General features: G+C 33.5%; 14 protein-coding genes. 4 read left to right on the top strand and 10 right to left on the bottom strand.

The genetic code is table 11. The features are described from left to right. Positions 1–56: 56 nt before the first annotated feature. Positions 57–938, bottom strand: coding sequence for a hypothetical protein (locus ACKX2A_RS15810; RefSeq protein ID WP_415325748.1), 882 nt, complete (start codon positions 936–938; stop codon positions 57–59). A gap of 264 nt (positions 939–1202) precedes the next feature. Then, positions 1203–1637, bottom strand: coding sequence for an FKBP-type peptidyl-prolyl cis-trans isomerase (locus tag ACKX2A_RS15805; protein WP_415325746.1), 435 nt, complete (start codon positions 1635–1637; stop codon positions 1203–1205). Positions 1638–1864: 227 nt separating this feature from the next. On the opposite strand from ACKX2A_RS15805, the gene ACKX2A_RS15800 reads away from it, so the two are divergent. Then, the gene (locus ACKX2A_RS15800; protein WP_415325744.1) at positions 1865–2863 is read left to right on the top strand and encodes a catalase; all 999 of its coding nucleotides are present in this window, start codon (positions 1865–1867) and stop codon (positions 2861–2863) included. 386 nt (positions 2864–3249) lie between these two features. Here ACKX2A_RS15800 and ACKX2A_RS15795 read toward each other — a convergent pair whose 3' ends face one another. From ACKX2A_RS15795 to ACKX2A_RS15765, 7 genes are all read right to left on the bottom strand, one after another. Next, the gene (locus ACKX2A_RS15795) at positions 3250–4296 is read right to left on the bottom strand and encodes a TerC/Alx family metal homeostasis membrane protein (protein WP_415325742.1); all 1047 of its coding nucleotides are present in this window, start codon (positions 4294–4296) and stop codon (positions 3250–3252) included. 186 nt (positions 4297–4482) lie between these two features. Beyond that, positions 4483–5094, bottom strand: a complete 612-nt coding sequence (locus ACKX2A_RS15790) for a TerD family protein (RefSeq protein WP_415325740.1) — start codon at positions 5092–5094, stop codon at positions 4483–4485. 65 nt (positions 5095–5159) lie between these two features. Next, positions 5160–6110, bottom strand: coding sequence for a hypothetical protein (locus tag ACKX2A_RS15785; protein ID WP_415325739.1), 951 nt, complete (start codon positions 6108–6110; stop codon positions 5160–5162). 15 nt (positions 6111–6125) lie between these two features. Beyond that, positions 6126–7295 (bottom strand): toxic anion resistance protein, encoded by a 1170-nt coding sequence (locus tag ACKX2A_RS15780; RefSeq protein WP_415325737.1) that lies wholly within the window; start codon positions 7293–7295, stop codon positions 6126–6128. A gap of 6 nt (positions 7296–7301) precedes the next feature. Then, on the bottom strand, positions 7302–7856 hold the full coding sequence (locus ACKX2A_RS15775; protein ID WP_415325735.1) for a TerD family protein: 555 nt from the start codon (positions 7854–7856) through the stop codon (positions 7302–7304). Then, a complete protein-coding gene (locus tag ACKX2A_RS15770) occupies positions 7846–8670 on the bottom strand; it encodes a phosphoribosyltransferase family protein (RefSeq protein ID WP_415325733.1) in 825 nt (274 codons plus the stop codon). The genes ACKX2A_RS15775 and ACKX2A_RS15770 overlap by 11 nt, the downstream gene beginning before the upstream one ends. Positions 8671–8672: 2 nt before the next feature. Beyond that, complete coding sequence (locus tag ACKX2A_RS15765) at positions 8673–9347, bottom strand: HAD family hydrolase (protein WP_415325731.1); 675 nt, start codon at positions 9345–9347, stop codon at positions 8673–8675. 732 nt (positions 9348–10079) lie between these two features. Between ACKX2A_RS15765 and fusA the strand changes: the two genes are divergently transcribed. Then, entirely contained in the window at positions 10080–12146 is a 2067-nt protein-coding gene (gene fusA, locus ACKX2A_RS15760; protein ID WP_415325729.1) for an elongation factor G, read from the top strand. A 206-nt stretch (positions 12147–12352) separates the two neighbouring features. Here fusA and ACKX2A_RS15755 read toward each other — a convergent pair whose 3' ends face one another. Then, complete coding sequence (locus ACKX2A_RS15755) at positions 12353–13891, bottom strand: SulP family inorganic anion transporter (protein WP_415325728.1); 1539 nt, start codon at positions 13889–13891, stop codon at positions 12353–12355. A gap of 719 nt (positions 13892–14610) precedes the next feature. Between ACKX2A_RS15755 and ACKX2A_RS15750 the strand changes: the two genes are divergently transcribed. Together ACKX2A_RS15750 and ACKX2A_RS15745 are read left to right on the top strand one after the other, a co-directional pair. Next, entirely contained in the window at positions 14611–15036 is a 426-nt protein-coding gene (locus tag ACKX2A_RS15750; RefSeq protein WP_415325726.1) for a transposase, read from the top strand. Between the two features lie 30 nt (positions 15037–15066). Continuing rightward, positions 15067–15378, top strand: coding sequence for a helix-turn-helix domain-containing protein (locus tag ACKX2A_RS15745; protein ID WP_415325724.1), 312 nt, complete (start codon positions 15067–15069; stop codon positions 15376–15378). Positions 15379–15417: the final 39 nt, after the last annotated feature.

Here is a 15417-nt window from a genome sequence, read left to right as displayed (position 1 = left end):
TGGCAAATTTAAAACAATTTTTTAATGTAACAAATTCTATTACAGTTAAAATTTTCTTAAAGAATCAGTCGATCCAAATCCAATAACAAATAATTGATATTCTGATTGATCGTCCTCGTCGCCGACTGCATCTGATTGAGCATTGCAGCACGATTATGCAGATCGTCCGCCCGATAAAAACCTCCGTCACTGAAAATTACGGATCCATCAGCTGCTTTCAGATCATTATCAAACTGAAAATGAAGCCATCTTTTTCTGATGCTTTGGATGATTGGAATGCCATCCTTATTAGAGAATTTCTTTTCCGTGTACATATACCAGACGAAGGGCGGAAAATTCGGTGACTCCAGCTTTTCATTCCAAATATCTCTTAACAGATTTCTTTGATGAATAAATTCAACTTTTTTACCTTTCGGGTTTAATGTAGCCAACCCAAAGCCTGCTCCCAAAGCACCACCTCCAATGTCGATCGCACTACTCCATGCATCATCTTTCACAATTCCACCGGCAATTGAGGCTGCAGCACCTGCCACAATTGAATATAGAATAAGTTTATTGTTTCTGGAATCGTTTAAATTATCCACATAATTTCCGATTTGTGCAACACGCTCACCTTCACAGTCGAATTCTGCGGCAACAGCGTCTAATTCCGTTAAAGCAATGGTTATTTTACTATTTATTTTAGATTTTAACTGTAAAACTTTCACCTGAGATTCCAAAGTAGAATCTTTTTTGAGTTCCATGATTTGGTGAACTTCATCCAGATTATCCAACGCATTCAGAATCAAAATGCTTTGGTCGGAAAATTTACCTTTTAGATCCCTATTCGCTGCAATAATAGAATCTGAATTGTATGAAGGAATACGATTATCATAATTATACTGAAAAGGGGCTTTGCAATAGCTGTCTTTCAAAGTCAGAATATTCTGCTTGATCACCTGATTTTTTTTTGAAACGCAGGAACTTATGAGAGTTAGAATTGATAAAAAATAAAGTAATTTTTTCATTTATTTATATCATTGAATTTGTCAATCTGAACGAAATGTAATGAAGTGAAAAATCTCCTAAATAAATAAAGATTCCTTCTATCGTTGGAATGACATTGTGTTTATAATTTAAGCTAGTTACAAACATAAAGATACACAAATAAAAAAATTTACCCGAAAGTCAGGTAAATTTTTAAGCTATTTTTAAGATCAGGATTATTTAATGTCCAACAATTCCACTTCGAAAATAAGGGTACTGTTTGGTCCTATTTCTTTGCTGATCTGTTGATCTCCATAAGCCAAATGTGGAGGAAGGATCAATCTCCATTTGCTTCCGACAGGCATTAATTGAAGCGCTTCTGTCCACCCTTTAATTACTTTATTCAAAGGAAATGAAGCCGGAGTTCCTCTTTTTACCGAGCTGTCGAATACTTTCCCAGTAATTGTCGTTCCATGATAGTGACATTTTACCGTAGATCTCGGTCCTGGTTTTGGTCCGTCACCTTCCGTGATGATCTCATATTGCAAACCGCTTGGCAACTCAACTACAGATTCTCTTTTTCCGTATTCTGCCATATATTCCTGACCGTCTTTCAGGTTTTTTTCTGCCAACTCTTTTTTACGCTTAAATAACATATCTGCTACTCCCATAATTGATAATTTTTACAAAGATAGTTCTTATTGCTGGAAGATAGGAGTTGGAGGATGGAAGTTTTTTGAGTCCAGAAAAATTTCAAAATTCTTAAATGATTTGTTTTCAAACTATTAAACATCAAGCTTCCAGCTTCAAACAGCCATCCTCAAAAAGTTCAAATAACTTTAATATTCTGTTAATAGATTTTTAGAAAGTTGGTGTTATAATTGAATTTAAAAACTAAATGCCAAGTCCACAAAAATATAATAAGAAATACGATAAGCTGACTGATGAGGAAAAAGAACTCCTCGAAATTAACAAAAAAAGCATTGCCGATTTTGTTGAACAGTCGCCTTCGGTGAGTGATGTAGATTATGCAACAAGAAATGCTCACGCTAAAACATATGCTGTCGCCAAGGGTAAATTTATCATCGATAAAAATGTTCCCGAAGAATTGCAGCAGTTTTTTGATAAAGAAAAATATGATCTTGTAATACGTTTCTCGAACGCTCATCTAAAGATTAATAACAATAAAAAAGATTTTCCGGCTTATGGATTTTCAGTTAAAATAAAAGATGAAAAGGGTGATTTATTAGCCAATTACCCGTTGGTGAATTTCCCTTTATTTCCGATTAATTCTGTGAGTACTTTTTTGAAATTGTTTACGTCTATAAATAGGTTTTATATTAAAAAATGGAGTTCATTTAATTTGATGATGCAGATTATCAGAGTCATTCCTTCGACTTTTACGGGATCGTTTTTGAAAAATATATTCAAACTTTGGACGAAAAAGAGCGACTTTTTTCTGTCTTTTAATTTTCATTCTGTTGGAGCTTATCGATTGGGCGAAAATATGATGAAGATAAAATTGAGTCCGAAATCTGTCGATAAAAATTTCTGTAAAAAATCAACTCAAAAGGATGCTTTAGGAAGTTATTTTAAAGCCATTGATTTTACCGCAGATGTTTTGATACAGATTTGTTATGATTTGAAAGATCAGCCGATCAACCGACTGAATGTTGAGTGGAAGAATTCTCCTTTTATAAAAATCGGTGAAGTGAAGATCGATAAAAACTCTCTTCTTGATCCCCGTTCGTGTGAGAATGAATTACTTTCTTTTAATCCTTTTGAAAGCAAAATATTTTTTCAGCCAGTAGGAAAAATCCAGAAGCTGAGGGAGGAAGCGTATAAGGTTTCGATGCAGACGAGGAATAAGATCAATAAATTGCTGAAATATAAGTAGGTTGATTTTTGGTGTGGATTGTCAATTTTGTTTTGCAAATTCGAAATTCCAAACCCGAATCTCATCAAAAATTCAGCATTTATTTATCATTTCTTACTATTTTCTAATATTGTATTTAGACCCTTGACAGGAAGAAAAAACTGAACGGAAATTCAACTTGAAATTCCTTTATTTTTCTGAGATTGCTTCGTCGCTTCGCTTCTCGCAATGACAACGGACTTCCACCTTAGCCCCGATTGAAACGGCATCCTTTTTGGTTGCGGCTGGAGTGAAGCGGAAGCCGTAACCAAAAAGATACAGTGGAAAGCGGGAAAATGCTCCTAAAAAATTAAATAAAAAAGGCTCTACGAATTGTAAAGCCTTCCTATTTTTAATGATAATTGATATTATTCTTCAATTTTTTCTTTTTCTTCATCTTCCTTTTTGTCAGGGAAAATGATGGAAAGAAGCACCGAGATCACCAATACTCCTCCAACGATTCCTAACGAAACCGGAGACGGAATGTGAATCCACGGAGCAATTAACATTTTAACACCGATGAATGATAAAATAACGGCCAATCCGTAAGGTAATTTGCTGAACATGTGAATAAAATTCGCCAACAAGAAATACAAAGATCTTAATCCTAAAATCGCAAAAATATTCGATGTGTAAAGGATAAACGGATCATTTGAAATTGCAAAGATCGCAGGAATTGAATCTACTGCGAAAAGCACATCCGTAAATTCGATAACAGCTACCACTACCAATAGCGGAGTCGCCATTTTGATACCGTTCTGAACGGTAAAGAATTTATCTCCGACATAATTATCAGACACTTTCCAGAATCTTTTGATGAGTCTTGCTCCTGCTGTGTTGCTATAATCTTCGTCATCGTCATCATCGCCATCACCCCAGGATTTGATTCCTGCATAAACGAGGAACAGACCAAATAAAGTCATTACAACATTGATTTTCACGGTATGTCCGAAGATATTCATTTCAGGCAGATACGTTAAATTAATTAATCCAACTCCCGCAAAAATGAAAATAGCCCTGAAAATCAAAGCTCCGATAATTCCCCAAAAGAGAACTTTGTGGTGCAGATATTTCGGAACTTTAAAGAATCCGAAAACAAGGATGAATACAAATAAATTATCCACCGAGAGCGCCTTTTCAATCCAATAGGCAGCCTGATATTGCGTGAATTTTTCTACCGCCAGTGCATGACTTTCCGGACTTCCGTCTGTATTGAAAACCCAATACACAACGCCCGAAAAGATCATAGACAGCGAGATCCAGACAATTGACCAGATTGTAGCTTCTTTGGAAGAAACCTCATGACTTTTTTTGTTAAAAACCCCTAAGTCCAGGAGCAACATGATAACCACCGTTATCGCAAATCCCCAAACCAAACCGGGATGAAGATCCAGAATACCTTGATGTTTGTCCACTTTTAATTATGTGTTATTATATGATAAAAGCAATAGTTGTACGAATACAAGTATTGCTAAGTTTTAATTTTTATTTTAAAATTTATTCAATTAATAAGTTTTGGCTGAAGCCGAATCGGAAACCTATTTTTTATCAAACAGGCTAAAGCCCGTTCCTATTGATATAATTTTAAACGTTTTATATTTTTACAAATATTTTTGTTTTACAGTTTCAATTGTCTCCTGTAATTTTCTGTCAGCTGTAGGATCTCCGATTGCGTTGAATTTCCATTCGCCGTTTCTCTTGTAAAAAACACCCATTACCATGGCAACATGACCTCTGAAAGAAGCATCGTTTGCGATGTCGTATTTAGCGAAAACTTCTCTTACATTTGTCGGTGTCCCTTCGTAAATTCTGATGGATGCGAAAGGAATTGTTCCGAAATCCTGACCTTTGTAGCTGTTTAAAACCAAAGCAACATGTTCTACGTTTGATTCCAAATTGCTGAAATCTACTGTGATAACTTCATTATCCAGACCGTCGTTTCCGTTAACGTCACCAGTTAAATCGTCGCCACTGTGTCTAACAGCTCCGTTTTTGGATTTTAAATTTCCGAAATAAATAACTTCGGTTGCATTTTTATTAGAATCATATAAAATACAGCTTCCGTCTAAGTCTACCGCTTCTCTTGTCACACCTCCGAAAAATCCTTTTTTCTCGATTGCTCCCCAATTAATCCCTACACAAGCTTGTGAAAGAGTCGTTCCGTTTTCCTTCGTAAGGTTTATTCTTTGACCTTTTTGTAAGTTAATAGCCATCTTTTTATGTTTATATTATTATTTTGTTTTGGCGAAAAAAATCTGTTTTAAACTTCTTTTTTTCTTTAATTATTATTCAAATTCAAATTTAGCATTGCGCGAAGAATATTGGTTTCTTCATTGATGTCAAACATTTTGCTCATGATGTCTGTATTTTCGAGATTTTTAATATAATCTTTCAACACGTTCACCACTTGTTCCGGTAATATTTTTTTCCTTTCGTTCATTGTTTCTTCCAATTGTTCATTTTTCTTTTTCAGTTGATTTATAATCGTTCCCTGATTCGATTCGTTGGGCATTGTATCTAGTTTTTCCAGTTTTTTAGGATCAATTAAATACATTTTTTTGCCTTCAAGATCAAAAATAAACTGATCGTCGGACTGAAAAATTTTAAACAATTCATATTCATTTCCGGAAATTACATAACCACAAACAAAACGAACTTTAAAGTTCTGAATATTAAGCCTTCCCAACAACTTTCTCTCTATCTGATAATCCTGATATTGATACGCTGGAAAAGCTCCGGATTTCAATAATTCTTCATCAACATTCGATCTGTAGAATTCTGTTGCGTATTTTTTATAGAAATACAAAACATTATCCCAATTCAAACGGAATTTATCTTCCGTTAAATCTTTATACAGATTTTTCAGTTGATTCGAAAAAATACTACTGTACATTTTCCTGTCTGTTTCAAAACCATCTACACGCTTCTCTTCGAAACCGGAAATGTATTTGCTATTGACATCAATTTCATTGAGAACCGCCAACATATCATTTTCCTTTTGTCTTTTAATTTTAGTTAAAAGTTCAATGAGACTGTCGGTAAATTGCAGATGAAAAAGCTCAAGTTTACTGTAGTCCAATCCCTTATTTTCCTGAAAAAGGTTGTGAATAATATCCGTCTTGATGTAGATAGAAATTATATCAACATTTTCAAAAAAATTCGCCAGAAGCTTAAGTTTCGTTAATCTTCTTTTGCTCTGAGATAGTATGTTTACAGCATCATCATTCACTTTTTCATCCCGTTATTATCCTCTTACGTTTGCTTTTAGTTCGTGTTCCAAAGTCATCAAATCCTGATCCAGTTTTCTTCTTCCTTCTGCACCTTGTTTCTGGATTTGTTTCACTTCGTTTAATGTATTGATTAATTTCGCAGTTGTTTCTCTCAAAACATCTACAGAAACAATTGTCTGTTCGTTTGCTCTTGCAACATTCACAGAATTCTGACCTAAACGTTCTGCATTTTTTCTCAAAATTTCTTCCGTTGTAGCCGAAACTTTTTGCTGAATTTCAATGCTTTGCTGTTGTCTGTACATTGCAACCGCCAATGAAAGCTGGTTTTTCCAAAGAGGCAACGTTGTTGTCAAGATGGTCTGTGCTTTTTCCGCAATCGAAACGTTGTTGTTCTGAACTAATCTGATCTGCGGAAGAGACTGCATCATAATTAAACGAACCACTTTAAGATCCGCCAGCCTTCTGTCTAATCTCGCGATAAAATCTCTCTTATCCGCAATCTGATAATCCTGAAATTCCTGTGGATTTGCTTCCATGTGAGCCAATTGTGCTCCGGCTTTTTCCATTCTCAGGTTTCCGATGATGACCAGCTCTTCGATTTGCTTAATTGCATTTACATTACTTTCGAAAATCGTCTGCAAAACAGCATTATCTTTCGTAGATGTAATGATTCCTGCGTTTACTTTATAAGCAATCTGATCGATATTGTTGATAATTTTATCATATTTAGCAAATAAATTCTCGATCTGCGTCATTACACTTTTCATGAAAGGTAATTTGCTTAAAAAACTTTTGAATTTATTTTGATTTAATTCTTCAACATCTACATAATTCAGTTCAACAAGTAAATTATTAATCAATTCACCCACTTCTCCTGAATTTGATCTTCTTACATTTCCAAGGAAACTATCACTCTGGTTCGATAACGTTCTTTGTAGATCTGCTCCAAAGTTTACGATTGATCCCGGATTTGTTTCATCAATAGAATCTGCAAGAACTTCGTATTTTTTTCTCTCTTCCGACTGTAATTGTGTAAGATTTACATTTCCTTCTCTGTCCACAAGCGGTGCAGGTGGCATACTTGGCGTTGCCGGAGTTGGTGGCGCCATTGGAGTGGGTTCAAATGTCTTTAAAGGTTCAATAGATCCAAGTGGATCAATCGGTTGATTTTCTTGATTATCCATAGTAAATTATTGATAAATTGATACAAATTTTTCAAGACCTTCTCTTTGTCCAGCCCCAACTGCTTCGAATTTCCATTCTCCGTTTCTGTTGTAGATTCTTCCGAATTCTACTGCCGTTTCGATAGAGAAATCTTCGTCTAATTCATATTTCAAAATTTCTTCGTTCGTATCTGTATTAAAAATTCTGATGAAAGAATTTCTCACCTGTCCGAAGTTTTGTCTTCTTGCATCTGCTTCGTGAATCGTCACTACGACAGTGATTTCTTTTACAGCAGGATCAATTTTAGTTAAATCAATTTTAATCTGCTCATCATCTCCTGCTCCATCACCTGTCAAGTTATCACCAGAGTGAATCACAGCCTTGTCCGGAGATTCAAGATTGTTGTAAAAAATAAAGTGATTATCAGAAATTAACTTTTTATTTTCACCTAATAAAAATAAAGATGCATCAAGGTCAAAACCTGTTCCTGTAGATGTATTGTTGGTGTCCCATCCAAGTCCAACAGTGAATTTAGGTGCATTTATATTTTCTCTCTGTCCTTTCTGTAAGTTAATAGCCATAATATAATTCGGTTTGCGTTAAAGTGTTTATATTGTTTTCGTATTCTTTTATTAAATGATAATTGTTGCTGATTGCCAGTTCCAATAAATTATCCATATGTTCCTTTGTTACTTTAGACGTAAGATACTCAAAATTACTTGAATCTAAGCCTAAAATATATTTCACAATCCTTGTATTAAATTGAAAACTAGGCTTTAACATTACTTCTGCGATATGTTCTACATTTTTTACCGCATAATAATTAAAATAATTTTCAATCTTAGGATCGAGTTCAAAATTCATCAATTCAGCATAATACATGAATAAAAAATCGGCTTCTACATCGTATTGATCCAAAATCTTATTCACTGTAAACTCATGACTTCCTGTGATTTTAATATCATCTATAAAAATACAAAGTTTTCCTCTAAGAAAATCTTTATCAAGATAATAAGTGTCATTGGCAATCAAATTTTTACGATCTTCAAAACTTAAATTTCCGTAATCAGTCGTATACGTATGATTTCTGTTAATTTTCGATAAAATACTTGATTTTTTTCCTTTCTGAAATAAATAAAAATCCAGATGCTTTTTAAAGTAAAAACATAAAAAATTAGAAGCCGTCGGAATTGCCATGTACGGACTTGGCAATACAATGATATCTTTATCTGTATTTAAAATTTCTTCGTGTTCAGAAACAAATCCTTCGAATAATTCTTTCGCAAATTTCTCAGCATACGACTTATCGCCATACTTGAAATAGCTGTATTCCGTGGGTGAAAAGGTAAATTCATCCGCCGAATGAATGTGGTGTAAGCTGTACCTTTTATTCATAATTATATCTTGTGTTTAAGTAAGTGTGCGTTGAAACCAAAATCTATTGCCCCTTTGTAATCAGCGATCGGATTGTCACCAATGTGTAAAATTTGTTTTAAATCTAAATCCTGATTTTTAATTAAATTTCTCACCTCCTGAAAAATCTGAGGATTAGGTTTTGAGCAATTGATTTCATCGGAATAAATATGGAAATCGATGTATTGATCCAGGTCTTCGTTGATCAGGAATTTTCTCATTGTCTTTCCTTTGATAAAGCCTGTATTACTCAGAATATTAATCGTTTTTCCCTGATTTTTAATTTCATCAAAAAACTGGTGTAAATTTTCGAAAATCACAACGGGTTGATATTCCAAAAACAAGTCTTCACTTTTTTGGTAAAATTGATTTAATTGATTCTTATCTACTTGTTTTAAATCTACTTCTAAAGCATTCAAGATCAATAAATATATTTCAAAAGTGTCTACATTACCCCCAATTACCTCATTAATAGAATTACAAAGATCGTCATAATATTTTACGACTTTTGCAACTTCTTCAATCGTTTTTTTTACGTCAAAAAATGAGGAGAACAGCTCAACTCTTTTTGCTTTAAATTCAGGATGAGATTTTATTAAGGTAAGCCACAAATCAAAAGAAAAATGTGAGTTATTGTGGATGTCGATATCTGTTTTCAAAATGGTTTAGTTAAAAGTTTTATTTAGCTTTTTTCTTGAAAAAGATTTTTAAATGGTTATTGTTTGCTTTCATCAATTCGTGTTTAAAATTTGTCTATTCATCCCAAAGATAGAATTTTTAAATTAATGTGTAAATGTAGTTTGTTGTTTTAAGATATTTTTATGATTTTCCTTAGTTTGAATTTAATATTTGATGGCGGAAAATTCTTTTTTTTTAAACACAAAGTCCGCAAAGATTTTTTTAAAATTATTGGGCATATTTTCGTTCGCAAAGGCGCTTCACTCAGCCAAGGCGTTCCGCTATCATTTGCTGAACATAAACCGAGGTTTTTATTTCTTCGATTTTTCGGTCGCTTAAAAAAATTAAAAAAGTTTTTGCCGTTAAAATATTTTTTCTAATTTCGCAACCGATTAAGAATCAACAATGTCAACAAAAATGATAAATATTATAACTTTAAGCAATCCTATCAGAGCTGTGTACTTTGGTAGCACTAAATATTTATCTGAATAACGATCGACCTTTATTAAACAAAACATATTGAAGGCCTATCTGTTCAGATAGGTCTTTTTTGCTACCCTACTTTTCAGCTTTTTACATTCGAAAAGGTTGTCAATAATTTTTAACGCAAACAACACTGAATTTCTTACTGAAACAAAATGTAAGATCATGGAATTTTTGTGCTTAAAAAATTTAAATACAGCCTTAAAAATCAACAATTTAAATTAAACAAAATGAAATACAACACACGAAACATAGGGATAATAGCACACGTCGATGCAGGAAAAACAACTTTAACGGAAAGATTGCTGTATTATACAGGAATGATCCACAAAATCGGAAATGTTGATGAAGGAAATACTACAATGGATAAAGACATTCAGGAGAAAAGCAGAGGAATAACGATTTCATCTGCAGCGATTTCCACACAATGGAAAAAAGATGATCATATTTTCAATATCAACATCATTGATACTCCGGGACACATTGATTTTGCGGTGGAAGTTGAACGTTCGTTAAGAGTTTTAGACAGCGTTGTTGCCGTTTTCTGTGCTTCTTCGGGAGTTCAGCCACAAACGGAAAATGTCTGGTTTCAAGCCGAGAAACATGGAATTTCCAAGATTTGTTTCATCAATAAAATGGACAGGATCGGCGCCGATTTCTTTGCTGTTTTAAATGAAATTAAAACCAAACTGGATGCTGTTCCTTTAGCTTTACAAATTCCGATCGGTTCTGAAGACAATTTTGAAGGAGTTATCGATTTAATCAAACAAAAAGCTTTGTATTGGATTGATGAAAATGGAGAAACAATTGTAGAGAAAGATATTCCTGAAAATTATCAATCTGAAGCCAATGAATGGAGAATGAAATTAATGGAAACATTAGCCGAATTTGATGAAAAGTTTTTTGAATACTTCCTTGATTCTGAAACTCAAATTTCTGAGGAAATGATTTTTGAAGCGATACAAAGAACTTGTCAGTCAAGAAGTTTAGTTCCGGTTTTATGCGGTTCTGCGTTTAAAAACAAAGGCGTTCAACCTTTACTTGATGCAATTGTAAGCTATCTTCCTGCTCCGAATCAATTGTCTTCTGTTAAAGGAAAAGAGACGAAAACAGAAGAAACAATTGAGTTGGAAAGAAATGAAGAAGAAACTTTTTCAGGATTGGTTTTCAAGGTGGTTATTGATAAACATATGGGTAAACTTTCGATGTTGAGAATTTATTCCGGAAAGATAAAATCCGGTGACACGGTTCAGAATGTGAGAACAGGTGAAAGTTTTAGGATTTCTAGGATTTTACAGATGCAGTCGGACAAAACGTTAACGATTGAAGAAGGAAAAGCGGGGGATATCGTTGCCTTGACAGGAATAAAAGATGCGAAAACAGGTGATTCTTTATCATCCATTGAACGAGCTGTTTTGCTTGAATCTATCACGATTCCAGCTCCGGTTATCCGAGTTTCGATTGAGCCGAAAACGAATGCTGATGAAAAATCTTTCGGTTTGGTTTTAGCGAAAATTCAGGAAGAAGATCCGTCGTTGGTTATTGAAAGAGACAAACAAACGGGAGAAACTTTGTTGAGTGGTTTGGGAGAATTGCATCTTGAGGTAACTTTAGAAAAAATCCGGTTGAATCATGGAATTGAAATCAATCAAGGAAAACCGAAAGTTTCGTACAAGGAAATTTTAACGGAAACAAGACGACACAGAGAAAAACTTTCTAAACAAAACGGTGGAAGCGGACAATTTGCCGATATCACTTTTGAAATCGGGCCTCGAGAAGATAATGAAATCGGTATGGAATTCATTAATCAAATTAAAGGTGGTGTGATTCCGAGTGAATTTATTCCGTCTGTCGAGAAAGGTTTTAGAGAAGCGATGGAACACGGAGTTTTAAGCGGAAATCCTTTGGAAAGTATGAAAGTGACGCTTTTGGATGGGTCAACTCATAGTAATGATTCTCATGCTTTGGATTTTGAACTTGCAGCAAGAGATGGTTTCAGAGAGATTGGAAAGTCTTGTAAACCGAAATTAATGGAACCTATTATGAAAGTTGAGATTCAAACGATCGAGGATTATACCGGAGTTGTGACTGCGGACATCAACAAACGAAGAGGAATTATTACTTCAATTGATGAAAAATCAGGAAGAAAAATCTTCACGGCAGAAGTTCCTTTGGCTTCTACTTTCGGATATATTTCTGATCTGAGAACGTTGACGAGCGGTAGAGCTTCGATCAGCATGAAATTGTCGCACTATGCTTTGGTGCCTGATTTTATTGCTAATACATTAGTAACCTAAAAACGAGGGCTGTAAATTTTATTTTGCAGTCCTTGTTTGGGTTATTGGGTGAATGTTCAATGGTGAATTGACAATTTTTTCTCTATGATTTATTGATTCCAATATCCAACATTTACTTTGATCGCATTTTATACGATCCTGTTTTAAATCGTTCCTTTGGGACTACAAACACAAAAACACTCCCACTCTCAAACCCTAAAACTCTCCTACTTTTCAGGCATTACTTTATAAGTTGGGTCTTCCTGAATATTTACCTCGATTACAGCTTCGGCATTTTTCAACATTTTAATAGAATCTTCGCTGAGATGTTTTAAATGAAGTTTTTTATTAAGTTGACTGTATTTTTTTGATAATTTATCTAAAGCATCAATGGCACTCATATCAACAATTCGGCTTTCCTTAAAATCAATAACCACTTGTTCGGGATCGTCCATAGGATCGAATTTATCCGTAAATGTTGTAACAGAACCAAAGAATAATGGCCCGGAAATTTCGTAATATTTAACACCACTTTCGTCAATATACTTTCTTGCACGAATTCTTTTCGCATTGTCCCATGCAAAAACCAATGCAGAGATAATTACTCCAACCAAAACTGCCAAAGCTAAATTGTGAAGAACAATCGTAATTAAAGCAACCGTAATTCCAACAAAAATATCGGATTTCGGCATTTTGTTGACAATTCTAATTGAAACCCACTGAAAAGTACTGATTGCAACCATCATCATCACACCAACCAAGGCAGCCATCGGAATTTTTTCTATAAATGGCGCTCCAATCAAAATGATAATTAAAATCATAGTCGCAGCAATAATTCCCGAAAGTCTTGCTCTTGAACCTGCATTTAAATTTACCAAAGTTTGTGCAACCATCGCACAACCACCCATTCCACCGAAGAAACCGTTGGTAATATTTGCGATACCTTGCGCAACAGATTCTTTATTCGCACTTCCTTTAGAATTGGTTATTTCATCGACCATTGATAACGTTAAAAGTGATTCAATCAAGCCGACTCCGGCCATAATCAAGGCATACGGAAAAATAATTTGCAAAGTTTCTATTGAAAAAGGGATACTCGGAATGTGAAAACTTGGAAGATTTCCACCGATATGGGCAATGTCTGCAACTGTTTTGGTATCGATATTAAAACCTAAAACGACTGCAAAAACTATTAAAATAGCAATTAAAGAAGCGGGAACTGCTTTTGTGATTTTTGGGAAAAAGTAAACAATCGCAATCGTTAAAGCAACCAATCCCGACATTATAAATAAAGATGTACCCTGTAACCAACTAGTAACTCCATTGGAGTTTGTAATTTTAAATTGTTCGACTTGTGCCATAAAAATAATGACTGCTAAACCATTTAAAAAACCGTACATTACAGGTTGTGGAATAAGTCTTACAAATTTTCCAAGCTTGAAAACCCCAACCAATAGTTGAAAAATACCCGCCAAAACTACTGTTGCAAAGAGATATTCTACACCGTGAGTTTTAATTAAAGCGATTAATACAACGATTGTTGCTCCTGCTCCACCAGAAACCATTCCAGGACGACCTCCCAAAATAGCGGTTACCAAACCCATCATGAAAGCAGCATAAAGTCCGGTTAAAGGGGAAAGTCCTGCAAGAATGGCGAACGAAAGCGACTCCGGAATCATAGTCATTGCGACTGTGAATCCTGCTAAAAGTTCATTTTTATAATTTATTTTCTTCGAAAAATCGAATAAAGTGATAATATTTTTCATTGAACTACAAAGGTATGGAGTTGATTTTTTTTACACAATCATTAAGTTTCATAATTTAATTTTCAATAAAAAATCCGCATTAATATTATCTTTTTCGTAAATGAACCTTAGTGAATTATTTCACCATACCATCCATATATTTTGTGGTATCATTAACCAGATTTAATTTTTAACAAAATTTTTTAATTCATTTTTTTGATTTGAACTCTATTTTTTCTATATTTGGTTTCAAAGCCGTTATTTATTTTTATGTAAATTTTTAAATAATTTAGAGTAATAAATTAAAAATTTAAAGCATAATAAGACGACAATTAAAAATTTAATTTATAAAGAGAAAATTGCATGGAAAAAGCTTTAAACAGGTAATAATATATTATTTCTACTTTTATCAAAAAGAGTTTAAAAATATAAAGATTTTACTAAGCGAAATGGATGATATTAAAAGGATGATCGCTGAAAGCATTGACGAAGTTTGATATGAATGCGCAAAAATTCTTTAGGACATAAATCAAAATCAACAATCTGACCTACTAAATTTGTTTATAATTTTTAAGGATCTTGTGAAAGATCTTGACATTATTGATATAAATATTGATTCTATTTTACTTAATTTTTTTTTATTACGCTATATTTTAATAAAATTTGAAACTAAAAATTTACTTTCCTGTTTTGTTTTTGCATGCAAATTGTTTAATAAAAGCTAAGGTTTATTTAATAAAATGTTATACAAAGAAATACACATAGGACAATTTATTAAAGAGAGAGTGGATGATCAGGGGATTACAATTGAAAGAATTTGTAATTTTCTGAAAAAAGACGAAGAATTTATTGAAAAAGTTTATACAAGCAAATCAATAGATACTGATCTCCTTTTAAGATGGTCGAAATTATTGGAGTACGATTTTTTTAGGTTGTATAGTTCACATCTTATCCTTTATTCACCGCCGTCGGCTGTAAATAAAAGTGCAACGCAAAAATCTGAAAAAATTCCTTATTTCAGGAAAAATATCTATACACAGGAAATTAAGGAATTTATTATTAAAAGAATTCAATCTGGAGAAATGACTCAGAGTGACGTAATTAAAGAATATTCTATTCCCAAAAGCACGCTTCACAGATGGCTTCAAAAGAATGATACAAATTAAAAACAGAAAAATCGAATGCGTCCCAATTATATGAAAATTTACCAGGATATGCTGAAGCAAGAGCATCCTGATAAATTACAAGATCCTAAAATTCAGTCACTTCTAAAAAATTTAAAGACTACGGAAGATGTTCTTAATTTTAATGAATTGGTTTTTAAACATACCAAAGAAAGTCTAAGAAATAACCAAAAACTGAAAACTTATGACAAAAAAACGATGCTGAAATTATTACAATATCAGAAAAAGCATGGTTTTTCAACAAGTTTCATGTCTAAAAAGTATAAAATAAGCAGAACAACGCTCGCAAAATGGAGAAAAACATTTGAAGAAGAGATTAATTGAAAATTTAAAACCGGTAAAGTTTACCGGTTTTTTTTATGT

Origin of the sequence: Chryseobacterium sp. MMS23-Vi53 (assembly GCF_047651245.1) — a bacterium.
GTDB lineage: Bacteria > Bacteroidota > Bacteroidia > Flavobacteriales > Weeksellaceae > Chryseobacterium.
This window is presented reverse-complemented; position numbering and strand designations above follow the sequence as displayed.

Coding starts and splice junctions, on each gene's coding strand:
- ACKX2A_RS15780 (WP_415325737.1), bottom strand. CDS start 7,295: ATGGATAATCAAGAAAATCAACCGATTGATCCACTTGGATCTATTGAA.
- fusA (WP_415325729.1), top strand. CDS start 10,080: ATGAAATACAACACACGAAACATAGGGATAATAGCACACGTCGATGCA.
- ACKX2A_RS15750 (WP_415325726.1), top strand. CDS start 14,611: ATGTTATACAAAGAAATACACATAGGACAATTTATTAAAGAGAGAGTG.
- ACKX2A_RS15775 (WP_415325735.1), bottom strand. CDS start 7,856: ATGGCTATTAACTTACAGAAAGGACAGAGAGAAAATATAAATGCACCT.
- ACKX2A_RS15745 (WP_415325724.1), top strand. CDS start 15,067: ATGAAAATTTACCAGGATATGCTGAAGCAAGAGCATCCTGATAAATTA.
- ACKX2A_RS15770 (WP_415325733.1), bottom strand. CDS start 8,670: ATGAATAAAAGGTACAGCTTACACCACATTCATTCGGCGGATGAATTT.
- ACKX2A_RS15755 (WP_415325728.1), bottom strand. CDS start 13,891: ATGAAAAATATTATCACTTTATTCGATTTTTCGAAGAAAATAAATTAT.
- ACKX2A_RS15790 (WP_415325740.1), bottom strand. CDS start 5,094: ATGGCTATTAACTTACAAAAAGGTCAAAGAATAAACCTTACGAAGGAA.
- ACKX2A_RS15800 (WP_415325744.1), top strand. CDS start 1,865: ATGCCAAGTCCACAAAAATATAATAAGAAATACGATAAGCTGACTGAT.
- ACKX2A_RS15805 (WP_415325746.1), bottom strand. CDS start 1,637: ATGGGAGTAGCAGATATGTTATTTAAGCGTAAAAAAGAGTTGGCAGAA.